We start from the raw sequence: 22,747 nt of genomic DNA, 5'->3' as shown, positions 1-22,747 counted from the left end.
TGCCGGTGCTGGGACACCCCTTGTCAGGGCGTAAATATACCACTTCATTCAAGCATTTTCCTGCTCGAAAAGATGTTTTTCCATGCTGCAATGGTTACGATCAGCAAAACGACCAGGTAGATGTACTTTCCGAGGACAATCAAAGTCGATACATAGTGTAAGGCAGCAAACACACCAACAAACGCCATCATCATGAAATACTTGATAGTGCTGCCAGCTTGACTGGTTGCTTCGAACTTTTCAGAGAAAGGAAAGTCATCTCCCTTCAGCAGCTTATATGAAATCAATGTCTGCAATATCGCGACAACACCTACAATCAGCATATCCGGTATGATACGCACCGAAAAAATCCCGACAAATATCACTGCCACCAAGATAAAAATGGGGAGCAGCAGCTTTACCAGCATGGCCTTCAATGCGGCACTGTAGCTTTTCAATGCATCTTCCACAGGGGCCGCACTTAGTACCCATGCCGCCTTGTATTTGCTGGAATAGCGCAGCATCGACACCGTCACTCCGATAATGATCAAAGCAAAATAAACATTGAGATAGCCTTTACCCTGCACAACCTCCGCATAGCTTTGGGAATGGAGCAGATTAAAGATGAAAATAAAAGGAAATACAATGGCCATTCCAAGGGAAGGGTACACCTTCAGCTTAAAATCACGTTCTTCCCCCATCAAAATATAAGAAAATCGAAAGTAAGCACGCTCTGCTTTGCTTCGGCACAGTAGTTTTTCCCACATGGTAATCAGCGGACGTCTTTTTTGTTTCCCTTTAGCTGGCTGTTCCAATAGCTTTTCGAGATTTCTTTCAAAGGCAGGCATGAGACGATAGTACAAATAAATCGCTATCAACGGAATAAGCAGAGCCATAATCGATAACATCATAATATGGGCAGCCGTATCATGATGCAATATCAGCTCAAATGGCGCCGCAAACCAAATTGGCGGAAGAAACACATGCCACCAGCTGAAATGATAGACAAAGCTTAAATCGACAAAATCAAACACCCTGATGGCCACCTGGTAACCGATTATCAGGCAAATGGATAGAATGATTTGCACATAATTAATAATATCTTGCAGCTTATCACCATTGAAATAACGAAGAATGAAGATGTAAACTAGTGCTGTCAATGCAATGATGAATAAGATCATCCAAATAGTCGATAGAAGAAACAAAAGGAAATAGCCGATGCCATGTTTGATTAGCATGACAATAGACGGTACCCCCAGAAAAGCACCCGTCATCATCAGCATATACAGTGTTAAATGTACCATTTTTGCAGCATTGATCGTTCGGTCATCCACCGGCTTTGTATGCAAAATAGTTTTGTCCCGAACATCAAGCAGTACCGTGGAGAAGTCGGAAATCATGGATGTCATCGAGATGAACATGCTGATACCGAAAACGATGGCCAGTTGAAACATGTAATTATCGCCGATCAAGATGAAAAAAATCAATGCAATGCCATATAGTGCGTATATCCATAAGGATTTGACAAACTGATTACCTTCTTTTTTCTTCGAAGCATTTCCACTGAAAATTGTCGGCACCCTGCGCTGGTCCATGATCAGCTTCACTTCCAGAATTTTACGCATGACTGGGTAGTTAATGCCAAATTTGCGGAAGAGGGATTGCAAACGGTCGAGCAGCTTTAATGAACGAAATTCATTCTTCATGTCCTGCTGCCTCCGTGATCAGGTCAGCAATGCCATCCGCTCTTTCTTCATGTCCGACAAAGCCCGTAAGCTGATTGAAAATATCTTCCAAAGATCCTTCTTTACTTTCTTTGCGAAGTTCCTCAAATGACCCATCAGCCGCAATATGACCATCCGCAAGTAATACAATTCGATGGCTGATTTTTTCCACCACATCCATGATATGTGAGGAATAAAAAATCGTCTTCCCTCTTTCTGCCAATTTTTCCAAAAGCTCTTTGATGATCATCACACTATTTGCATCAAGTCCACTTAGCGGTTCGTCCAGAAAAACCAAATCGGGATCATGCAGCAGACTGGAAATGATCAGTACCTTTTGCCGCATGCCTTTAGAAAACGAAGATAACCGTACATGAGCCGATTCTTCCAGCTCAAAAGCTTCCAGCATCTGCCCAGCTTTTTGCTCAGCATGTTGCCGCTGCATACCATACAGTTCACCCACAAAGGTGAGGTATTCCATTGGTGTAAGTTGGTCATATACATCCGCATTTTCCGGAACATAGCCGATTTTTCGTTTATAACTATCATCCCCGGATGCGATGTTTTTCCCAAAAATTTCTACCTCGCCATCATATCCACTTGCAAGTCCGAGGATAATTTTGATGGTTGTACTTTTACCAGCTCCATTAGGTCCAATGTAGCCGATAATCTGACCACGGTATACGTCAAGATTGATGCCGTTAAGTACCTGTTTGTTCGGATAACGCATGAACAAATTTGTTAGTGAAACGATTTTTTCGTCAACCACTCACTAGCCCCCCCTTATTTCGAAAGAATTTCTGCACTTCTAAAATTTCTTTCTACAAACATATCAATCCGGGAAAATGATTGCAAGAGCGGTCCAGGTAATGAATACCTACGTTGGCTTTATGCACATCGTCTGGCCGCTTGCTTCTTTTGGGTCATTTCCTTCAAAAAACATTTCCCGAATATCCCATCTTAATGTTAAAATTTAATGGAAATCTCTTTAGAAAATGCTGCATTTCTGCGGCGTATCTTCCTATACAGATGTTATCGAAAGGCAGGTGTCCATCCTGTATTGTTCTAATTGCGGCTCCCCATTGCCAAAAGACGTTTATTTTTGCCCAAATTGCGGCACGGCGCTTTCAACAGAGGTAGTATCTACGCTTACCTCATCTCCTGCCGGAATAAACACGAAGCAGTCATCAGCAAATACAAATAAAGACCTGACAGATGAAATCGCCAATTTTGTCGGTCCAAATGCACTGTACTACCTTCGGGGCTGGCAGAAGTCTTCTAAAAAACGCTGGCAGATCAACTTCGCCGCGTTATTCCTTTCTTTTTTCTGGCTCGGTTACCGGAAAATATATAAGCCTATTTGGATTGGTGCCTGCATTTATCTGTTGCTCATGCTATCGCTGGCAATAGGCGGGTATTCGTTCAACACGCCATTCATTCTTGATCCCGCAAATGTACTTTTTACTGCTGGCTTTCATTTGCTTGCGGCATTATTCGGCAATAAATGGTATGAAAAATATGTAATGCAGCATATTGCAGTGATAGACCGTCTGGATATACCCAACGGTCAAAAAAAGATGCTCTTTGAAAAACATGGCGGGGTCGGTTTTGCAGGTGTAGCATTTGCCGTGATGGTGCTTGCCGTGATGTTTATCATTCCGCCTGCTTTCTATCCTGCACCTGCACACCATGATACGGTCAACGCTATTCGCTATAGCCATTTTGAAGAAAATCCAGATTTGGTAGTCGATAAAGTTCTCGACTTTGTTTTTGAAAATGGCAAATGGAGTCTAGCGGACAGGTATGGGCAAACAAGCATCGTTTCTTATGTTGGCACTATTATCGAAGACGAGAAGCCACATGAAGTCACTATCGAATTCTACAAGCTTGATGATACAAAGAAGTTTGAAACGGATACAATCATAGTGGACGGCAAAAAATTGGATCAAGCCTCTGCAAAAAGCTTTTTGGACTATATATATGGGAGATACAGGCAAAGGTGAAACAAAGTGGGCGTATCGCCGCCATCAAGCATTTTTACAAGCTATATCGCATACATTCCACACCAAAAAAAACAATTCCATTTTCACTGCATTCATGCAATAATAAATCGACATGCAATCATGTCGTTTCAAACGGGAATGATGATGAATAGATCAATCCGGTCAGTCCGTCCCTATAGCACTTCAATACAAGAGTGCAACGGGGGGCTGTCCTTCTACAGGAGGTTGAAAATGAGCGATAACACGATTATTAAGTTTGAGAATGTGACAAAGCAGTTTGGCGTGGATGCTCCTGTGCTGGATCATGTGAATTTTGAAATCGAGCGCGGTAAATTTTACACACTGCTGGGTCCTTCTGGCTGCGGCAAAACTACGATATTGCGTTTGATAGCCGGTTTTCTTCAGCCGACCTCAGGCGAAGTGCGTTTCGACAATCATATATACAATCATGTCCCTGCCAACAAAAGACAGGTTAATACAGTATTTCAGGATTATGCGCTTTTCCCGCATTTAAATGTATTTGAAAATGTTGCCTTTGGATTGCGCATCCAGAGATTCAAACAGAAAAAAATAACGGAAAAAGTGAAAGAAGCTTTGAGCTTTGTAAATCTGGCCGGATATGAGCAACGGGAAATCAGCGAAATGTCCGGTGGCCAAAGGCAACGCGTCGCAATAGCACGTGCAATTGTAAACGAACCGCAAGTGATTTTGCTGGACGAGCCGCTGTCTGCTCTAGATTTGAAACTGCGGACACAAATGCAGTATGAATTGCGCGAGCTCCAGCGCCGGCTCGGCATTACCTTCATTTTTGTCACCCATGACCAAGAGGAAGCGCTGGCCATGTCAGATGAGATTTTTGTCATCAATAAAGGCAAAATCCAGCAGAGTGGAACACCGACCGATATTTATGATGAACCGGTCAATCGCTTTGTCGCGGATTTCATCGGTGAGTCAAACATTGTCAAAGGCACGATGATTCGGGATTTTCTCGTGTCATTCACAGGTAAGGAATTTGAATGTGTCGACCAAGGCATTCAAGCGAACAGGAAAGTAGAAGTCGTCATCCGCCCTGAAGACTTACAAATCGTTCCTTGGGAAAAAGGTAAGTTGCAGGTCAGTGTGCATTCAACACTATTCCGCGGCGTGCATTATGAGATCATTTGTCATGATAAAGATGGCAATGAGTGGCTCGTACACTCTACCAAGAAAGCCAAAGCAGGTGAACAGATTGGACTTTACTTCGACCCGGAAGCGATCCATGTCATGGTCGTAGGGGAAACGGAGGAAGAATTCGACCGCCGGCTGGAGTCTTATGCGGAGGAGGATACCATTGGGGAATAAGCGATATCAAAAATTGTACATGATTCCTTATGTTTTATGGATTGTTTTCTTCGTTGCTGCACCGCTGCTGCTCGTGCTTTATTATTCATTTTTCGATGTAGAAGGGCACTTTTCACTGGTCAACTATCAAAAATTTTTCACACCTGTATACTTGAAAATGACATTCAGTTCTTTCTGGTACGCGTTCTTGATCACATTGATCGCGTTAATCGTTTCTTACCCGACTGCTTATTTATTGACAAAAACCAAACATAAGCAGTTCTGGCTGTTGTTGATCATCGTCCCCTCATGGATCAATCTGCTTTTGAAGGCTTACGCGTTCATTGGTATATTCGGCCAGTATGGACTTGCCAATAGCCTTCTGGAAGTTTTCGGCATTGGGCGGCAGCAAATCTTGTTTACTGATTTCAGTTTCATTTTTGTCGCAGTATATATTTTTATACCGTTCATGATTCTGCCAATTTTCAATGCGCTGAACGAACTGAATGACACCTATATAGATGCCGCAAAGGATCTCGGCGCATCCAAATGGACAACCTTCCGCAGGATCATTTTCCCATTGACAATTAATGGCGTGAAATCTGGCTGCCAGATTGTGTTCATCCCGGCGCTATCATTATTCATGCTGACAAGGCTGATAGCAGGAAGCCGTGTGGTCACACTTGGTACAGCGATTGAACAACATTTTCTTGTGACCCAGGATTGGGGCATGGGTGCGACAATTGCAGTCTTTTTGATCATTGCCATGTTCCTGATCATGTTCCTGACAGGTGACAGAAAGCGGGGTGTGTAAATTGAGAAGAAGCTTATCGCCAATGGCGCGAATTTTTCTGGTTGTGGTCTTTTTCATTTTGTACGCACCCATTTTTTACCTTGTATTCTACTCATTTAACAAGGGTGGTACCATGATTCATTTTACCGGCTTCACACTGGACTGGTATCGTGAATTGTTTCATGATACGCGTCTGCTGATCATCGTATTAAACACACTGATCATTGCGCTGCTGTCTTCCATTTTTGCTACGATTATCGGTGTGTTTGGCGCACTCGGTATTTATACATTAAAGAAAAAAAGGACGAAAAACACTTTTTTATCTTTAAATAATATATTGATTGTCAGTCCGGATGTCATCATGGGAGCGTCGTTCTTGATCCTTTTCACGTTGATCGGTTTGAAACTCGGCTTTTATTCAGTGCTGTTATCCCATATCGCGTTTTCTATTCCGATCGTTGTGCTGCTTGTCTTGCCAAAACTTTCCGAAATGAAGCCGTCTCTGCTGGATGCAGCGCGGGATTTGGGGGCCAATAACTGGAACGTATTGACAAAAGTTGTTTTCCCTTATATCACTCCAGGCATTTTTGCAGGCTTTTTCATGGCGCTGACTTATTCATTGGATGATTTCGCTGTCACCTTTTTTGTAACTGGCAATGGCTTTTCCACGTTATCAGTTGAAATTTATTCACTGGCCAGACGTGGCATTTCATTGAATATTAATGCATTGTCAACAGTACTGTTCGTTGTCACGATTGCCCTGGTCGGCATTTACTACATGGTTACCCGCCGAGTGAACATGAAAGGAGTGAATGTTCGCAAATGAAAAAACTCCTGGCCTTTTTAGCCGCTGGACTGGCGGTTTGTGTGTTGCTATTGTATATCGTCCATGATTTGAATAAAGGTGAAGGATATGCTGGTGGAAAAACGCTGACTGTCTATAACTGGGGCGATTACATCGATACCGATCTGATCAAACAATTTGAGAATGAAACAGGAATCAAGGTTATCTATGAAACATTCGATTCTAATGAGGCTATGCTGACAAAGATTCAGCAGGGCGGGACTACCTATGATGTGGCAGTTCCTTCCGAATATATGATCGATAAGATGATCAAGGGAAATTTGCTTCTCCCGCTTGATCGTTCCCAGCTCCCCAATTTAAAAAATATCGATAAACGTTTCATGGATTTGCCTTTTGATCCAGGAAATAAATATTCTGTGCCTTATTTTTGGGGGACAGTCGGCATTGCCTACAACCCAAAACTGCTGGGTGGAAAAAAGCTGCGGAACTGGAACGATTTATGGGACCCTGCGCTGAAGCATAAAATACTGCTGATTGACGGAGCACGTGAAGTAATGGGCATGGGGCTGAACAGCCTTGGATATTCGCTGAATGACACGAACCGTATACATCTGCAGGAAGCCAAACAAAAACTTTCCTCCCTGATGCCAAACGTCAAAGCTATTGTCGGTGATGAGAATAAATTGCTTATGCAAAACAATGAAGCAGCTATCGCAGTACTTTGGTCGGGTGACGCGGCAGATATTATGGCAGAGAATGAAGACATCGACTATGTGGTGCCTTCAGAAGGATCGAATTTATGGTTCGATAACATGGTTATCCCAAAAACAGCTAAGCACGTGAAAGCTGCCCATCAATTCATCAATTTCATGCTGGGTGCCAAGGTGGCTGCGCAGAACACGGAATATGTAGCGTATTCTACACCGAATAAAGCTGCCTTGAAATACATGCCTAAGGATATGACGGAGGATAAGCGATTTTACCCGCCCCCTGCATTAACTGACCGGCTGGAAGTTTACGAAAATCTGGGGCAAAAGAACTTGGCTTATTATAATGACTTGTTTTTGGAATTCAAAATGCATCGCAAATAGTGATATTCATTTCTGAAGCATGGCGGGGCCGTTTATCGGGACATCCCCTCGTTTGCAACAGCTCATTTGCAAATAATCGATAGCAAATGGGCTGTTTTTGTTTGCAAATACGCTATTTATATCAACCAATGAAGTTAATGAGCAAAATCATATACAACCAGCAGCCCACAAGCGCACCCAATCCAACAGCCGCTCGCTTCATACTATACACAGGCCTTCGTTTATCCAGGACGTTATCCAGCACAAAGAAGATAACAGCAGCAATCATGCTGACCTGCCATAATATAAGCCCAAATGCAATGTGAAATAATAATGAGAAAAGGCGTTGTGGCCATAGTTGTGGCCATAACGGTATTTTTTTGGAGATATAGCCTGCCATTATATCTGAAATAAAAGACGCAAGAGTGCCATAGATTATAATAATCGGCCCGCTGTACATCAGGTACACCGTCCACCAGCCAATTGTATTAAAATCAATTCCCTTTACATAATTAAACGCAAGCAGAAAGCTTATAAGGAGACTTGTACCAGAAGCAGCTATGACTTTTCTGCAAAGCATACTTTCTATCTTCACATGTGTGACCCCCGTGCTCGATCCTTTTTTATTGTTTGGTGATGTTATTTATTTCTTTTTCGCAACAAAACGTATCAATCTATTGACAACCGCCTGGCAGTAGATGAAAATTAGCCTATTATAAATATATCAGAAAGGTGAAATTCATGGAACATAGAGAACATTTCGCAACGAAAATCGGCTTTATTCTGGCTGCAGCAGGATCTGCTATCGGTCTTGGCGCCATTTGGAAATTCCCTTATACAGCAGGACAAAATGGCGGGGGAGCCTTTCTGCTTGTCTTTTTACTTTTCACCATCATCCTTGCCCTGCCATTGCTGCTTGGTGAATTCAGTGTCGGCCGTTTCGCCCAACAGGATGCAGTCCGGTCTTTTAAAAAAATCGCGCCGGATGGCGGATGGCATTGGATCGGTATCCTGGGTATGGTGACCTGCTTCATCCTCCTTTCTTTTTATAGCGTGATTGGCGGATGGATCGTCGTTTATCTGATTAAAGTTGCCAATGGCAGCTTGTTTGATTTAAGTGCATCGCAGTATGCTGATGCATTTCAACAGACAATTTCCAACCCTTATATCAGTTTGGGCAGTCAATTGATTTTCTTGCTTTTGACCATTTTCGTGGTTGCCAAAGGTGTCCAGAAAGGGATTGAAAAAACATCCAGCATCATGATGCCTGCACTGGCCATTCTTTTTATCATCTTAATCATTCGTTCGGTTACATTGGATAACGCTGTAGCGGGAATGAAATTCCTATTTGTTCCTGACTTCTCCAAGTTGACATCCCATACGATTTTAGATGCGATGGGGCAGTCTTTCTTCACATTAAGTCTTGGTGTATCCGTAATGATTACTTACAGCTCTTATTTACCAAAAAGCGCCAGCTTGCCGCGCTCAGCACTGTCCATTGTCGGCATGAACATTCTGGTGGTACTGTTTGCCGGCCTTGCTATCTTTCCGGCAGTATTTTCATTCGGTTTGGAACCTGATGCTGGGCCCGTTCTTTTATTTAATGTATTGCCGACAATCTTCAGCCAGCTCCCGCTGGGAATGATATTTTTCGCAGCATTTTTGCTTGTATTTCTATTCGCTGCCCTGACCTCAGCCTTTTCCATGCTGGAAATTATTGTCGCAGTGATTTCACAAGGAAATATGCAAAAGCGCAGAAAGTGGTCATGGATCATCGGCGCTGCCATATTTGTTGTCGGTATACCTTCCGCTTTGTCATATGGTGTGCTGTCAGATGTAAGTATCTTTGGAAAAAGCATATTTGATTTGGCGGACTTCACAGTAAGTAATGTTTTGATGCCAATTGGCGCTCTGCTTATCGCACTGTTCGTTTCATGGAAAATGAAAAAATCCGACCTCTATACCGAAATGCAGCAGGGAAGCAATATCAAGAAAGGTATATTCAACACCTGGTTCTTCCTGATCCGCTATCTTGCGCCCATCCTAATCATCGCCGTCATGCTGGATGTATTGGGTATATTCAGTTGACTAGTGGGACTGTCCCTCTCGACGCTAAATTGTTAAAGCGTTGTGGGGGTTTTTTTTTGCAAAAAAGGTGCCCTCAAATGACAAGTGGCGGCAGGTGAACTAGGAAAACCTTACTGCGAAAGCAGCGTTATTTACATTGTTTTTACATTGTACTTACGTTGCATTCACAATTCTCTCTTATACTGAAGATGCAAGAAAAATAGCTGTATAAAAAGGGGAGGAATGACAAGATGAAAGGGAAAGTTTTCATTACTGGGCTGTTGCTGGCAGCAATAGTTATCATGACAGCATGCTCATCCGCAACAAATGAAGATGGAACAGAGGCAGCTGCTAAAAAGAACAATAACGCACAGGAGGCCTTGGAAGGCAGTGTGACCATCGACGGTTCTGGTACAGTCTATCCACTCATGGCAAGGCTTGCAGAAGAATATATGTCCACAAAAGCTGAAAATGTATCTGTCGAGGTCAGCCGGTCGGGAACAGGCGCAGGTTTTAAAAAGTTCCTTACAGCAGGCGGCACAGATTTCAATGACGCTTCTCGTAAAATAAAGGATGAAGAAGCAGAAGAAGCGAAAAAGCAAAATATTAACTACCGCGAGATCAAAGTAGCACTGGACGGGCTGACATTCGTAACGAGCAAAGACAACAACTGGGCAAATGAAATGACAGCAGAGGATTTAAAGAAGATATTCCTTGCTGATAGCAAGGTGACAAAATGGTCGGATATCAATCCAAAATGGCCAAATGAAAAGATCAATACCTATGGTCCTAACGAAAACCACGGCACCTATGAATTTTTCTATGAAAATATCTTGGAAGAAAAGGATCTGGTCAGCAATATCAATTTGCAGCAGGACTATTCCACACTTGTCAAGCTTGTATCAGAAGATAAGAACGCCATCGCCTTTTTCGGTTTTGGTTATTATGCGACCAACAAAGAAAAAGTACAGGCTGTAGCTGTTGACTTTGGCAAGGGTTCTATCGTCCCTTCACTGGATTCGATTGCGGAGGATGGTGATTACGCAGACTTTACCCGTCCGGTGTTCACTTATCTGAATGTGAATGCTGCCAAGGAAAAACCGCAAGTGCTTGATTACAGCCAGTATGTGGTAGAACATGCCAATAAATTTGCGGGAGAAACAGGTTTTGCGCCTATCACTGACAACGAGGTGCAAGAAAACTTGGCATTTCTGAGGGAACTTCAAAACGAATGACAGCAGTAATTCAGTCATATCACTTTTTGAAAGCAGGTGAATAAACCGATGATTCCAGAAAAAACTGCCCCACAGCCTGATGGGGCACAGCAACAAGTCCGGATACTTATTGCTGAAAACAGAAGTAAACGGAAGTGGTCCAGGTGGCTTGAAAAGATGATGCCTACATTGCTTTTCCTGCTTACCAGTGTAACCGTGTTAACAACCCTGACAATTTTATTCACTTTGCTGACAGAAACAGTGTTGTTTTTCAAACAGGTCTCCATACTGGAGTTTTTCACTGGCACCATTTTAAAACCGTTGAGTCAGCAGCCGGAATTTGGTATCCTGCCGCTTATCAATGCGACATTGATTTCTACATTCATCGCCATGATAGTCGCTGTACCTATCGGTATGATGACAGCTATTTATCTAAGTGAATTTGCATCTCCTGGTATCCGCAGGATTGTCAAACCAATTTTGGAAGTATTAGCTGGCATCCCAACCATCGTATATGGTTTCTTTGCTATCACTTTTGTCACGCCATTGCTGAAATATATCATTCCGGGGCTGGAAACGACTAATATTCTCAGCCCCGGTATCGTCATGGGCATTATGATCGTACCAATGATCGCTTCCATGTCAGAAGATGCGATGGGAGCTGTCCCGCTTGATATGCGTGAAGGAGCATTGGCACTCGGTGCAACAAAATTAGAAGCGTGTCTGAAAGTAGTTGTGCCCGCAGCATTATCAGGCATCATAGCATCATTTGTTTTAGGGATTTCCAGGGCAATTGGTGAAACAATGATTGTTACCATTGCCAGTGGCAGCTCCAAGCAATTCACATTTGATATCACACAGTCCATGCAAACGATGACCGCTTATATTGTTGAAGTGACCGGCGGCGATGCTTCTGCCGGCTCGACTATCTATTACAGCCTATACGCAGTCGCTATGACACTATTCGCTTTCACATTCATCATGAATCTAATTGCCAGAAAGATCACCAAGCATTTTCGGGAGGGATACTAGCATGAAGAGCATTCCGGCTGTACAGCTTGAAAAGTATATGCACAGACGTATCATCAAGAATAAAATCGCACGTGGTATCTTTTTCCTCTCTGTTCTCTTCTGTTTATCTGTTCTGGCCATGTTGCTGGGACGGATTTTCACACAGGGGATCCATTGGATCAATTTCGATTTTCTTTCCGGTAAATTATCAACCCTGCCGGAACGAGCGGGTATTTTCGGTGCCATCCTTGGTACAGTCTGGCTGATGCTGGTTGTCATCCCTGTCACGATGATTATCGGTATCAGCAGTGCCATTTACCTGCAGCTTTATGCGAAAAAGGGCAGAATGCAAGGTTTTATCCAAACCAATATAGCTAACCTTGCAGGGGTACCATCCATCGTATACGGCATTTTAGGATTGACTGTTTTTGTCCGTGCACTGGATTTGGGGAGCGTTGTTTTAGCTGGCGGATTGACGATGGCCCTGCTTATTCTTCCAATCGTGATTGTAGCAAGCCAAGAAGCTATATTGGCAGTCAACGATGATATCAGCAGCGCCTCTTACGGAATAGGGGCCAGTAAATGGCAAACGATCAGACACATCATTATTCCCGCCGCACTTCCTGGGATTCTGACTGGAGCCATTCTATCTTTATCACGGGCAATTGGTGAAACAGCACCATTGATTGTCATTGGCATACCAGCTTTTCTGATACCTTTTCCTGGAAGTATCATGGATAAATTCACTGTATTGCCGATGCAAATCTATTATTGGACGCTGGACGCCACGCTCGTCAGCGAGTATGCTAATTTGGCCGCCGCGACCATCATCGTCTTACTTTTCTGCTTACTGTTTTTAAATGTATCAGCCGTTTTCATACGAAACAAATTTCAACAAAAATAAATTAAAAGACCTGCGATTGTCAAGGTTACGTTTGTTTTTCTAATGTGGTTAAACCACAAGGAGTGAAAAGAATGGTCCCAAGTGATTCTAAGACCATTATCCAGGCAGATGATAAACTCATTTTTGAAAAGTTCACAAACCGAGTTACCTGTAACGAAAGGCGGCGACTCCTGGGGGAAAAGCATGCGTCTTGAGACGAGTCCCCACAGCGAACGTTTTTGTGAGTGAGAAGGCTCGAGCCATGCCCACGGAAAGCATCCAGCTGCAGTGAAAGATAACGGAGTTACAACAGCTTGTATATATCAGAATGAATAGGCTGAAAATCAATACCTAAATATATTATACGAGGAGTGTTATGATGGGAGCTATTGCAGATATCCAAAAAGCAAAAACAATCCCTTTCCAACAAAATATGGAAGACAAGAAAGCGGGAGCAGCAGCCGGGAAGCGTATCTCTTTTGAAACCCAGCATCTGAATCTTTGGTACGGCGATAAACAGGCATTAAAAGATATTAATCTGCGAATCTATGAAAAAGAAGTGACTGCCATTATTGGTCCTTCCGGCTGTGGAAAATCCACTTTCTTAAAAACACTGAACCGGATGGTGGAGTTGAGTGGTAATGTTTCTATCAAAGGAGATGTCACCTTTTCAGGCCAGTACATTTTTGAAAAATTACTTCCAGTCGAAGTTCTGCGAACAAATGTCGGTATGGTTTTTCAGAAACCGAATCCTTTTCCAAAGAGTATTTATGAAAATATTGCCTACGGGCCGCGTATTCATGGCATACGGAACAAAACTTTATTGCATGAAATCGTGGAAAAGAGTCTGCGCAGCGCCTATCTTTGGGAGGAAGTCAAGGATCGGCTGCATGATAAAGCGTCTGGACTATCTGGGGGCCAGCAGCAGCGTCTTTGTATTGCCAGATGCCTCGCAATTGAGCCGGAGGTGATCCTCATGGATGAGCCAACTTCCGCTTTGGACCCGAAATCAACCTTGAAAGTGGAAGAAATGATCAGGGAGCTAAGAAATGAATACACGATTATTATTGTTACACATAATATGCAACAAGCCGCCCGTATCTCTGACAAAACTGCATTTTTCCTGGATGGCCAGGTGATTGAATATGACCACACTAAAACTGTTTTTCAACAGCCAGCGGATAAGCGGACGGAAGATTATGTGAATGGAAGGTTTGGTTAATGTACAGGGAGCACCCTCCCACTGAATCAATTCCTGAAATGAGGTGTTTTTTCAGTGGGGGGCTGCTCCTCCGCAATGGTTTGGGCAAACACACCATTTTAGTTACCAAGTATTTTCATTTCACTAAATGGGTAGTAGACAATCTTTGTTGTTCCGATTACTTTTTCCATCGGAATGGCTCCAATACTGCGACTGTCCCTGCTTACCCGCCTATTATCCCCCATAACGAATAAATGCCCCTCGGGCACCACTTGTTCGCCTACTGCTGTATCTTTTAATGTAAATGAATATGTCAGCGGATTACCATCCATTACCTTTTCCTTATAGTCTGCCAGGTAAGGCTCATCATAAGGTTCGCCGTTGATGTATAGCGTATCCTTCTTATATGCTATATGGTCTCCGGGCAATCCAATAACCCGCTTCACATAATTCTCTTCATCTGTGGCATGAAAAACGACAACATCAAACCGTTTCGGCTCTCCTATCTTCATGATGATCAAGCGATCCTCATCCTTCAAGGTTGGCTGCATCGAAGCGCCCTTTACCAAACTCGGTTCAAAGAAAAAAGCCCGAATCACAAAAGCTAATACGACAGCTATCAGTAGCGGTTTTGTCCACTCCCAAATATCACGTTTTTTTATAGACATGGTCTTCTCTCCCATATATTTTTAGGACACATTTTACATTCAAAGCTCCCAGATTAGTTTGTTAGCTTGGCAGTTCTATTCACATTCACAGTCGTTAGTAATATAGAAATGATAATCGATAGCACCCCATATTGATTTTTTACAGCTGCCAAGAATACTGCAAGCATTGCAAATAAAATGGACACCAGTAGTAACATGAGCCATTTCCTGTCCTTTACAACGGGCCAATTCAATCTATCACCTTCATCCATAAATAATTCCATATGTTGGCATGATTATAACATATTTTATTGAAATGGATAATCACCGGTTTTGCCTAATCTAAAAAAGCTACGAACGACATGCATTCGTCCATAGCTTTTTTAATACAACACCATTTCCTTTTTCACTCAAGCCATCACTTTGCAAATATCATTCGTGAATGCAACCGGGTCTGCAACTTGCAGGCCTTCGATCAGGAGGGCTTGATTGTACAATAAATTTGTATATAATTTGAATTTGTCTTTATCCTTTTCAAATGACTGCTTCAATGCCTGATAAACATCATGTGACGGGTTGATTTCCAGCACTTTATTCGCCTCGATATGCTGGTTATTCGGCATCGCATTGAGGACCTTTTCCATTTCCAGGGAAATTTCTCCTTCAGCCGACAAGCAAACTGGATGTGATTTCAGACGCTTGGACACTTTGACATTGGAAACTTTACCAGACAGAATATCTTTCATTTCAGCAAACAAATCTTTGTGTTCGTCCGCCTCTTTTTCCGCCTGCTTATTTTCTTCCGTCATGTCAATGCCTAGATCATCACTGGAAACACTGCGAAATTCCTTCTCTTTATATTGCATCAGCATTTTAATGGCAAATTCGTCCACTTCATCTGTGAAATATAGAATTTCATAGCCTTTATCCGCCACCAGTTCTGTCTGCGGTAATTTAGCAATACGATCATTCGATTCGCCCGCAGCATAATAAATATATTTCTGCTCCTGTGACATACGGGATACATATTCATCCAACGTAACAAGTTTCTTCTCTTTGGAGGAATAAAACATTAGCAAATCCTGTAATGTTTCCTTATTTGCACCAAAATCTGCATAAACGCCATATTTCAACTGACGGCCGAAAGCCTCGAAAAATGCCACATAGCTGTCACGGTCTTCGCGCTGCAGCTGCTGCAGGTTTTGTTTAATCTTTTTATTGATATTCTTAGAAATCAATTTCAGCTGGCGGTCATGCTGTAACATTTCCCGGGAAATGTTTAGCGAAAGGTCCTCTGAATCTACCATCCCTTTGACAAAACTGAAGTAATCAGGTAATAAATCAGCACATTTTTCCATGATCAGCACGCCATTAGAATACAGTTCCAAGCCTTTTTCATAATCAGCTGTGTAATAATCATACGGCGTATTTTCCGGGATGAACATGATCGCATTATAGCGAATGCTACCGTCTACTTTGACATGGATATGCTTACGAGGTTTGTCGAATCCGTAATGCTTTTCCTGGTAAAAATTCGTATAGTCCTCGTCTGTCAGCTCGTCCTTATTCTTTCTCCAGAGCGGCACCATACTGTTGATCGTTTCTTCTTCTTTGAACTCCGTATATTCTTCGCTGCCTTCTTCTTTTGGCTCGCTTTTCGTCACTTCCATTTTGATTGGATAGCGAATGAAATCGGAATATTTTTTAATGATTTCCTTCAGCCGGTATTCCTGTGCGTAAGCATCAAAGTCTTCTTCCTCACTGTTTTCTTTCAGCTGTAAAATGACCTCAGTGCCAACGTGTTCTTTTTCACAAGGTTCAATCGTGTAGCCATCCGCGCCCTCTGAGCGCCATTTATACGCTGTATCGCTGCCAAGTGCCTTACTGATGACAGTGACTACATCTGCTACCATAAATGCTGCATAGAAACCGACACCGAACTGTCCGATGATATCATGACCGTCTTTAAGCTCGTTTTCATTTTTAAAAGAAAGCGAGCCGCTTTTGGCAATCACACCGAGGTTGTTTTCCATTTCCTCCTTGTTCATACCGATGCCTGTGTCAACCACTTTTAACGTACGTTTTTCTGCATCTGGCACAATTTCGATATAGTAATCATCTTTATTGAAACTGAGTGAGTCATCTGTCAATGCTTTATAGTAAATTTTATCAATCGCATCGCTGGCATTAGAAATCAATTCCCGTAAGAATACTTCTTTCTGTGAGTAAATGGAATTAATCATCATTTCCAGCAAACGCTTAGATTCCGCTTGAAATTCTTTCTTTTCCATCATTTTGCACTCCCTTTTTCCATTTTCTTATTTTATAATATAACATTATTTTAGCACTCTCAACTACTGAGTGCTAAACAAAGGATAAAATAAGCTGAATTCGTGCGTCATTTGGAAGGTTTCTGGGCCTCATTATGTACTCCTCCCCCAAACACCGCAAATGAGAAGAGAGTGAGACAAAACCTCAGGAAATGTAAAAAAGTTGAGCGGTACCATCTCGACATGGAACCACTCAACTTTTTTTATCCAGCTTATTTTTAGCTGTTTTTGGCTAGCTTTGTTCCAGCCTTTCCCCTATTTTTTTAGCTGATTTGATTTTCCATTTCCAAGAATTTGACGAAATGATACATTCCTCGAAGTGGTTGTTCCTTGATCAGCTTTATATATCTTTTTTTCTCCATTTCTGAAACGACATCACTCTTATCAATTCGTTTCAAAAAATAATTTGTCGACACATGCTGGATCTCTTTTTTCTTATGTTTCGCTTCTTTGGACAAAGCGAAGCCAAATGCCCCAATCACTGCCGTGACTATCAGAGAGATATAATCCTGACTGCCTCCCGGCAAGACGAACAATAGAAAAACCAAGTTAGCAAGCGAGACCCCTATCAGCGGCCAGGACCATAATGCATACTTGGATGCCTTTTTCATCAAGGGGGCGATCATTTTCTGCAGCTGTTCCATTTCTTTCTTTATAAAAGCCGGCATTTCCGTCATAAATACATTCATGCCATCACATCCTTTAATTATCCGTATCTTAACCAGTTAAATCGGTCTATTTCAAATACAACTCTTCGCAAGTCTACACATTTATATTATAACAAATGCAGCCAGTGAATGCTTCCGCGAAAACTGCTTTTGTCAGAGATTCTGGAAGAACAGGCGTATGACATCCGCGCCACCGACAAATGTGCCGATAGAACTTCCGATGTTCGCCAAAACGACAACCAGCAAAATACGGGAGACTTTATTATTCCAAAAACCTTTTAAACTATAAACGTCTTCAGATAAGGTCTCGAAATCTCTTACACTCGGCCTGCGTATGTATGCTTGCACAATACCTACAAACCATCCGGCTGCCAGCAACGGATTTAGCGAGGTGATTGGAGCAGCTACAAATGCCGTTACAATAGCAAGCGGATGGCCAAGGGCAATCAGTGTTCCAAGCGCTGATAAGCTTCCATTCCAGAGAATCCAGCTCAATGTCTGCTGCCAGCCAGCCGCCGGGTTGGAAACAAACGTATAGACAATTGCCGCTATAATCAAAACCGGTATCGACCAACCAATGATTTTTGGTATTTTCGATTTTGGCGGGACTTCAGAGAGCTTTTGCAAATCATGCTCCTTCTGAATTTCCCTTGTGATGCCAGGAACATGTGCCGCCCCTAATACAGCAACAACCTTCTCTCCAGGGGCATCTTTTATTTTTTGTGCCAAATACTGATCCCGTTCATCAATTAACGGTGTTTTCAAGCGCGGAAAGCTTTTTGTGAATTCATGCAGCATGGAATCGATCATATCCTGTGATTTCATCTGTTCCAGTTCTTCTTCAGAAATCGTTTCTCTGCTGAAAATACTGCCAACTACCTGTGTCAGTAGCATGGACTTACCTTTGAGGCCTAAATTATGCCAGATTCTTGAAAAGGTTGTCTGGATATTACGATCGGCAAGAACAAGCTCCGCACCAGTTTCCTTCGCTGAGTGAATTCCTTGAATCATTTCCTGTCCAGGCTGTATATCGAACTGGCTGGCCATACGCCGCTGAAAAGAGGAGATAGCCAGATTCATCAATAGCAATGTCGCCTTTTTATCCTTGATAACTTGAAAAATATCCGTATTCTTCCACTTATTCCCATCCATAATAGAATGATATCGGGCATCATCCAGCTCAATGCAGACAGTATCAGGGTTTTCTGCCGCAATGACTTCCTTCACTTGTTCCGCACTGTTTCTGGAAACATGTGCGGTTCCGATCAATATGTATTCTTTGCCATTCATTTCAATTCTTGTAATGTTTTCTTCTGACATGGGTACCTTCCTTCAGACATGCAGATTTTTTTCCATGAAAATTATGCTTATGTACTAGTTTAAACCACACTATCCGAAAATAGAATTGTTTTATTGAAAAATACGGAAATACAGGTGAATGTACAGACCGAAACTTCATGGGAGCAGTCCTCCGTCCCTTTTCTCCATCTACCTAATTTTGTCACAAAAATAAAGATACAGGGTAGACGAAACGATGATCTCCAGTGGGATACGTACTCCCGCGCCTCATTGGATGATCAATAAAAAATCGCTATGCTAGATATTGCCGCTAATTACCTTTACGCTTGAAAAATGATCTTTTAGAGGTTTCATTTTGCGGAATTGTGGGTATGAGCTACAAGGGTGAAATATATTATATATAGAAACTTTCTATTCTTTTAGAAAGGGAGGTTCAATATTGGGGGAAGAACGGGAAACACTATACGATAAAATATCCGAAGAATTATTGGCCGGTTTTTATTATCAAATCAAGATGAACATCGAGAAAGGAATTTTATCCAACACAATGCATAAAGAAATCAAGTTGATTAAACAAAGTGCAAAACGAAGGAAAATCCCCATGGAGCAGCTTCACGAGCAAGGTAAAAGAATAGTCTCCTCACACCGGACACCTTGATGTGGCATTCTTTTCGTAATCAGGACAAGCGGTTTCCGCCATACAAGAAACCGCTTCCTTCATTCCATTGATGTGTTGATATATTTTTGTTTTCTGAAGACCGAATTACTCCTCCGGCTTCCTCCCCATGACATCAATTTATTCCCAAGCTTATAGCGAGCATCATAGTGAGTATAGAAACCAACCCTACTAAAAATTACTTCCATGCGCAAAAGAAAAAGAGATATAATCAATTGTGTAAATTTAATCTATTAGGAGGAAACGCTATGAATCATAGCCTTTGGAAAAGCTATCGCTTTCCGATTATTTTGCTCTTTTCCATTATACTTGGTGCAGGAATCGGATTTTTATTTGGTGAAAACGCTGTGAAAATAAAACCATTAGGGGATCTATTCCTCAATTTGTTGTTTATGATCGTCATTCCACTTGTTTTCTTTTCCATTTCCTCAGCTATCGCAAAAATGGGAAGTGGCAAACGCTTTGGGAAAATCATGTTGGTGATGATGATTGTTTTCGTAGCGACAGGCATCATCGCCTCTGTTGTAACGATCATAGGGGCAAAGGTGTTCCCTCCTGCTGATGGGGTGAACATCTCCTTGGAAAAAGGTGATGTATCAGAAAAGACAGAACCGATTGCTACTCAGATTGTAAAAACAGTCACTGTTTCTGATTTCACTGATTTATTTTCTCGTTCGAATATGCTTGCACTGATTGTGTTTTCCGTATTGCTTGGCTTATCGGTTTCCCTTATTGGTGAAAAAGGAAAACCACTTGCTGCGTTTCTGGAATCAGGAAATGAAGCGATGCTCAAAATGGTGAAAATTGTCATGTATTATGCTCCGATTGGTCTTGGTGCATATTTTGCAGCTTTGATTGGCGAGTTCGGTCCTTCCCTGATGGGCTCCTATTTCAGAGCAGTGCTTTTTTATTATCCATTGTCCATTCTTTATTTTTTTGTTTTCTTTACCATCTATGCACTTATCGCTGTCGGAAGAAATGGAGTGTTGGATTTCTGGAAGAATATGTTCGCGCCATCTATTACTGCCTTGGGGACATGCAGTTCGGCAGCAAGTATTCCGGTGAATCTGGAATCGACCAAGAAAATGGGTGTTACCCCAGAAGTTGCCGACATCACAATTCCATTGGGAGCCACACTGCACAAGGATGGATCAGTCATGGGCGGTGTATTGAAGATCATGTTCGTATTCAGTATCTTTGATATCCCATTTGACGGACTGCATACGTACTTGCTGATTATCGGTTTGTCTTTGCTTGTAGGTATGGTGATGGGCGCCATCCCGCAAGGCGGAATGATTGGTGAAATGCTTATTTTATCCTTGTTCGGTCTCCCTGTCGAAGCCTTGCCAATTCTTGCAGCAGTTTCTGCGATCATTGATCCGCCAGCTACCCTGTTGAATGTGACGGGGGATAACGTCGCTAGCATGCTGGTCGATAAATTCACCAAAAAAGACAAAAAGCAATCCATATAGTTGATTGCTATTACTGTATTTTTTCGGCATTCACAGGCAAAAGGGATTGCTCTCCAGGCAGAAAGAGCAATCCCTTCTATTTGTTATAAATACCTGCGGTGTACCTTATTGCCATCATAGGTGAATATCGCTGTCCGTTGGTCGATTTCCGTTTCCAAATGAACGACTCTGCCCCACAGCTGGTGAATATAAGGCAATACATGCTCTAAATAGGAAACGTCCAGCTCCACACCTTCATACCCGTGCATCAAATACAATTCGCCATTTCGGAGATAGTCCCCATCCACTACTGTGATGTATGGGAACCCACCATTGACTCGGGTCGACACGAGCTGATCTCGGACATTCTCGTAATCTTTATCGGAGACCTGGTATGTATCTCCTTTTTTCTCAAAAAGATACATATCTTCCCTTGAGACCAGATCCTTAGTCAGGAAGTTGCGAATGAAGGAAATATCGGATTCCACTTCTCTTACTTCAAAAATTTTCTCGCGTCCTGTACCTGGTTTCACCCCTCTCGCTCGCATCTCCTCTGTCGGATTATCATAGCGTTTTTCAATATCTTCAAACATTTTCACACCTAAATAATACGGATTGATTTGTGTCCTTGAAGGCTGGACGACATTCGCATTCAGCTTGGCAAATTCTACTGTTTCAGATGATGTGAGATCCAGCTCTCTCACAATACGCTGATGCCAATATGATGCCCATCCTTCATTCATAATTTTCGTTTCCAATTGAGGCCAGAAATAGAGCATCTCTTCACGCATCATCGTCAGCACATCCCGCTGCCATTCCTCCAACTCACTGCTATATTGTTCAATAAACAGCAACAAATCTTTTTCCGGATGAGGCGGGAACTTTTTGCGCTTTTTGCGCCTGTAAGGCTTTTTATCCTTGTTTCGGTCATCCAAATCCCATAGGTCATCATAAGCAGTCTTTATTTTTCTTTCCGTTGATTCCGCTTCTTCCTCATAAGTCGGAAGCTTAGGACGCATAATGGATGGATCGATATGCTCCTGGATAGAGAGTACGGCATCCAAGAATTTTTCCACTTCGTCTTTGCCATGCACCATTTCGTAGTGGGCGATCCGCTCGGCAGTCGCAGTCATGCTTTCGACCATATCATCTCGCGTATTGGAAAAGCGGATATTATTTTTAAAGAAGTCGCAATGTGCCAGTACATGAGCTACTATCAACTTATTTTGAATGAGTGAGTTCGTATCAAGCAAAAATGCGTAACAAGGGTTAGAGTTGATGACGAGTTCATATATCTGGCTTAACCCTAAATCATACTGCAGCTTCATTCTGTGGAATTGCTTCCCAAAGCTCCAATGTGTATATCTGGTTGGCATGCCGTATGCGCCAAATGTATAAATGATTTCTGCTGGACATATTTCATAACGCATTGGGTAAAAGTCCAATCCAAAACCCTTTGCGATCTCTGTTATTTCGGCGATTGCTTTTTCCAATGCCTTTTCTTCAGTCAATCGGATCCCTCCAAATATGGTTTGTATAGTTTATGATGAGAGAACAAAAAACTTGAATGAAATAAGCATGTGATTTGAAGCAGACTTTATTTAGT

Annotated in this window: 21 protein-coding genes; 12 read left to right on the top strand and 9 right to left on the bottom strand. The window is 42.3% G+C overall.

The features are described from left to right. Positions 1-44: 44 nt before the first annotated feature. Entirely contained in the window at positions 45-1,685 is a 1,641-nt protein-coding gene (locus tag ACFSMW_RS08470; RefSeq protein WP_390354740.1) for a hypothetical protein, read from the bottom strand. After that, positions 1,675-2,472 carry an ABC transporter ATP-binding protein gene (locus ACFSMW_RS08465; RefSeq protein ID WP_390354738.1) on the bottom strand — a complete coding sequence of 266 codons (798 nt, stop codon included), beginning with the start codon at positions 2,470-2,472 and terminating at the stop codon, positions 1,675-1,677. Before ACFSMW_RS08465 ends, ACFSMW_RS08470 begins: the two co-directional genes overlap by 11 nt. Positions 2,473-2,698: 226 nt before the next feature. On the opposite strand from ACFSMW_RS08465, the gene ACFSMW_RS08460 reads away from it, so the two are divergent. From ACFSMW_RS08460 to ACFSMW_RS08440, 5 genes are all read left to right on the top strand, one after another. Further along, on the top strand, positions 2,699-3,706 hold the full coding sequence (locus ACFSMW_RS08460; protein WP_390354737.1) for a zinc-ribbon domain-containing protein: 1,008 nt from the start codon (positions 2,699-2,701) through the stop codon (positions 3,704-3,706). A 231-nt stretch (positions 3,707-3,937) separates the two neighbouring features. Continuing rightward, positions 3,938-5,047 (top strand): ABC transporter ATP-binding protein, encoded by a 1,110-nt coding sequence (locus ACFSMW_RS08455; RefSeq protein ID WP_390354735.1) that lies wholly within the window; start codon positions 3,938-3,940, stop codon positions 5,045-5,047. Between the two features lie 19 nt (positions 5,048-5,066). Further along, positions 5,067-5,840 (top strand): ABC transporter permease, encoded by a 774-nt coding sequence (locus ACFSMW_RS08450; protein WP_390354781.1) that lies wholly within the window; start codon positions 5,067-5,069, stop codon positions 5,838-5,840. Positions 5,841-5,862: 22 nt separating this feature from the next. Beyond that, positions 5,863-6,645 carry an ABC transporter permease gene (locus ACFSMW_RS08445; protein WP_390354734.1) on the top strand — a complete coding sequence of 261 codons (783 nt, stop codon included), beginning with the start codon at positions 5,863-5,865 and terminating at the stop codon, positions 6,643-6,645. After that, the gene (locus tag ACFSMW_RS08440) at positions 6,642-7,715 is read left to right on the top strand and encodes an ABC transporter substrate-binding protein (protein ID WP_390354732.1); all 1,074 of its coding nucleotides are present in this window, start codon (positions 6,642-6,644) and stop codon (positions 7,713-7,715) included. The genes ACFSMW_RS08445 and ACFSMW_RS08440 overlap by 4 nt, the downstream gene beginning before the upstream one ends. A gap of 121 nt (positions 7,716-7,836) precedes the next feature. Here ACFSMW_RS08440 and ACFSMW_RS08435 read toward each other — a convergent pair whose 3' ends face one another. After that, on the bottom strand, positions 7,837-8,289 hold the full coding sequence (locus ACFSMW_RS08435) for a hypothetical protein (protein WP_390354730.1): 453 nt from the start codon (positions 8,287-8,289) through the stop codon (positions 7,837-7,839). 146 nt (positions 8,290-8,435) lie between these two features. On the opposite strand from ACFSMW_RS08435, the gene ACFSMW_RS08430 reads away from it, so the two are divergent. From ACFSMW_RS08430 to pstB, 5 genes are all read left to right on the top strand, one after another. After that, entirely contained in the window at positions 8,436-9,782 is a 1,347-nt protein-coding gene (locus tag ACFSMW_RS08430; protein WP_390354728.1) for a sodium-dependent transporter, read from the top strand. Between the two features lie 230 nt (positions 9,783-10,012). After that, positions 10,013-10,996 carry a PstS family phosphate ABC transporter substrate-binding protein gene (locus ACFSMW_RS08425; protein WP_390354726.1) on the top strand — a complete coding sequence of 328 codons (984 nt, stop codon included), beginning with the start codon at positions 10,013-10,015 and terminating at the stop codon, positions 10,994-10,996. A gap of 48 nt (positions 10,997-11,044) precedes the next feature. Continuing rightward, positions 11,045-12,007: a phosphate ABC transporter permease subunit PstC gene (pstC, locus tag ACFSMW_RS08420; protein ID WP_390354724.1), complete on the top strand. Its 963-nt coding sequence runs from the start codon at positions 11,045-11,047 to the stop codon at positions 12,005-12,007. Between the two features lies 1 nt (position 12,008). Beyond that, positions 12,009-12,890: a phosphate ABC transporter permease PstA gene (gene pstA / locus ACFSMW_RS08415; RefSeq protein WP_390354722.1), complete on the top strand. Its 882-nt coding sequence runs from the start codon at positions 12,009-12,011 to the stop codon at positions 12,888-12,890. A 358-nt stretch (positions 12,891-13,248) separates the two neighbouring features. Further along, entirely contained in the window at positions 13,249-14,091 is an 843-nt protein-coding gene (gene pstB / locus ACFSMW_RS08410) for a phosphate ABC transporter ATP-binding protein PstB (RefSeq protein WP_390354720.1), read from the top strand. A 98-nt stretch (positions 14,092-14,189) separates the two neighbouring features. On the opposite strand, the gene lepB is transcribed toward pstB, so the two are convergent. The 5 genes from lepB to ACFSMW_RS08385 all read right to left on the bottom strand — a co-directional run bounded on the left by lepB (position 14,190) and on the right by ACFSMW_RS08385 (position 19,035). After that, entirely contained in the window at positions 14,190-14,738 is a 549-nt protein-coding gene (gene lepB / locus ACFSMW_RS08405; RefSeq protein WP_390354718.1) for a signal peptidase I, read from the bottom strand. Positions 14,739-14,791: 53 nt separating this feature from the next. Further along, positions 14,792-15,001: a hypothetical protein gene (locus ACFSMW_RS08400; RefSeq protein ID WP_390354716.1), complete on the bottom strand. Its 210-nt coding sequence runs from the start codon at positions 14,999-15,001 to the stop codon at positions 14,792-14,794. A 126-nt stretch (positions 15,002-15,127) separates the two neighbouring features. Beyond that, positions 15,128-17,008, bottom strand: coding sequence for a molecular chaperone HtpG (gene htpG, locus ACFSMW_RS08395; RefSeq protein WP_390354714.1), 1,881 nt, complete (start codon positions 17,006-17,008; stop codon positions 15,128-15,130). Between the two features lie 302 nt (positions 17,009-17,310). Further along, positions 17,311-17,736, bottom strand: coding sequence for a YwnF family protein (locus tag ACFSMW_RS08390; protein ID WP_390354712.1), 426 nt, complete (start codon positions 17,734-17,736; stop codon positions 17,311-17,313). Between the two features lie 132 nt (positions 17,737-17,868). After that, positions 17,869-19,035 carry a TraB/GumN family protein gene (locus ACFSMW_RS08385; protein WP_390354710.1) on the bottom strand — a complete coding sequence of 389 codons (1,167 nt, stop codon included), beginning with the start codon at positions 19,033-19,035 and terminating at the stop codon, positions 17,869-17,871. 418 nt (positions 19,036-19,453) lie between these two features. Between ACFSMW_RS08385 and ACFSMW_RS08380 the strand changes: the two genes are divergently transcribed. Both ACFSMW_RS08380 and ACFSMW_RS08375 read left to right on the top strand, forming a co-directional pair. Continuing rightward, complete coding sequence (locus tag ACFSMW_RS08380; RefSeq protein ID WP_390354709.1) at positions 19,454-19,672, top strand: hypothetical protein; 219 nt, start codon at positions 19,454-19,456, stop codon at positions 19,670-19,672. Between the two features lie 266 nt (positions 19,673-19,938). Further along, positions 19,939-21,162 (top strand): dicarboxylate/amino acid:cation symporter, encoded by a 1,224-nt coding sequence (locus tag ACFSMW_RS08375; RefSeq protein ID WP_390354708.1) that lies wholly within the window; start codon positions 19,939-19,941, stop codon positions 21,160-21,162. 83 nt (positions 21,163-21,245) lie between these two features. Here ACFSMW_RS08375 and ACFSMW_RS08370 read toward each other — a convergent pair whose 3' ends face one another. Then, positions 21,246-22,658: a SpoVR family protein gene (locus ACFSMW_RS08370; RefSeq protein WP_390354779.1), complete on the bottom strand. Its 1,413-nt coding sequence runs from the start codon at positions 22,656-22,658 to the stop codon at positions 21,246-21,248. Positions 22,659-22,747: the final 89 nt, after the last annotated feature.

Origin of the sequence: Tigheibacillus halophilus (assembly GCF_042683165.1) — a bacterium.
In the GTDB taxonomy this organism is placed as follows: Bacteria; Bacillota; Bacilli; order Bacillales; family Amphibacillaceae; genus Tigheibacillus; species Tigheibacillus halophilus.
The sequence above is the reverse complement of the archived record's forward strand: the minus strand, read 5'-3'. Positions and strand labels throughout refer to the sequence as shown.

Excerpts from the sequence above, each read along its gene's own strand:
- ACFSMW_RS08460 (WP_390354737.1), top strand. The coding sequence starts at position 2,699 with ATGCTGCATTTCTGCGGCGTATCTTCCTATACAGATGTTATCGAAAGG.
- ACFSMW_RS08440 (WP_390354732.1), top strand. The coding sequence starts at position 6,642 with ATGAAAAAACTCCTGGCCTTTTTAGCCGCTGGACTGGCGGTTTGTGTG.
- ACFSMW_RS08425 (WP_390354726.1), top strand. The coding sequence starts at position 10,013 with ATGAAAGGGAAAGTTTTCATTACTGGGCTGTTGCTGGCAGCAATAGTT.
- ACFSMW_RS08455 (WP_390354735.1), top strand. The coding sequence starts at position 3,938 with ATGAGCGATAACACGATTATTAAGTTTGAGAATGTGACAAAGCAGTTT.
- ACFSMW_RS08385 (WP_390354710.1), bottom strand. The coding sequence starts at position 19,035 with ATGTCAGAAGAAAACATTACAAGAATTGAAATGAATGGCAAAGAATAC.
- pstB (WP_390354720.1), top strand. The coding sequence starts at position 13,249 with ATGGGAGCTATTGCAGATATCCAAAAAGCAAAAACAATCCCTTTCCAA.
- htpG (WP_390354714.1), bottom strand. The coding sequence starts at position 17,008 with ATGGAAAAGAAAGAATTTCAAGCGGAATCTAAGCGTTTGCTGGAAATG.
- ACFSMW_RS08470 (WP_390354740.1), bottom strand. The coding sequence starts at position 1,685 with ATGAAGAATGAATTTCGTTCATTAAAGCTGCTCGACCGTTTGCAATCC.
- ACFSMW_RS08390 (WP_390354712.1), bottom strand. The coding sequence starts at position 17,736 with ATGAATGTATTTATGACGGAAATGCCGGCTTTTATAAAGAAAGAAATG.
- ACFSMW_RS08430 (WP_390354728.1), top strand. The coding sequence starts at position 8,436 with ATGGAACATAGAGAACATTTCGCAACGAAAATCGGCTTTATTCTGGCT.
- ACFSMW_RS08400 (WP_390354716.1), bottom strand. The coding sequence starts at position 15,001 with ATGGAATTATTTATGGATGAAGGTGATAGATTGAATTGGCCCGTTGTA.
- ACFSMW_RS08445 (WP_390354734.1), top strand. The coding sequence starts at position 5,863 with ATGGCGCGAATTTTTCTGGTTGTGGTCTTTTTCATTTTGTACGCACCC.
- ACFSMW_RS08450 (WP_390354781.1), top strand. The coding sequence starts at position 5,067 with ATGATTCCTTATGTTTTATGGATTGTTTTCTTCGTTGCTGCACCGCTG.
- ACFSMW_RS08375 (WP_390354708.1), top strand. The coding sequence starts at position 19,939 with ATGAATCATAGCCTTTGGAAAAGCTATCGCTTTCCGATTATTTTGCTC.
- pstC (WP_390354724.1), top strand. The coding sequence starts at position 11,045 with ATGATTCCAGAAAAAACTGCCCCACAGCCTGATGGGGCACAGCAACAA.
- pstA (WP_390354722.1), top strand. The coding sequence starts at position 12,009 with ATGAAGAGCATTCCGGCTGTACAGCTTGAAAAGTATATGCACAGACGT.
- lepB (WP_390354718.1), bottom strand. The coding sequence starts at position 14,738 with ATGTCTATAAAAAAACGTGATATTTGGGAGTGGACAAAACCGCTACTG.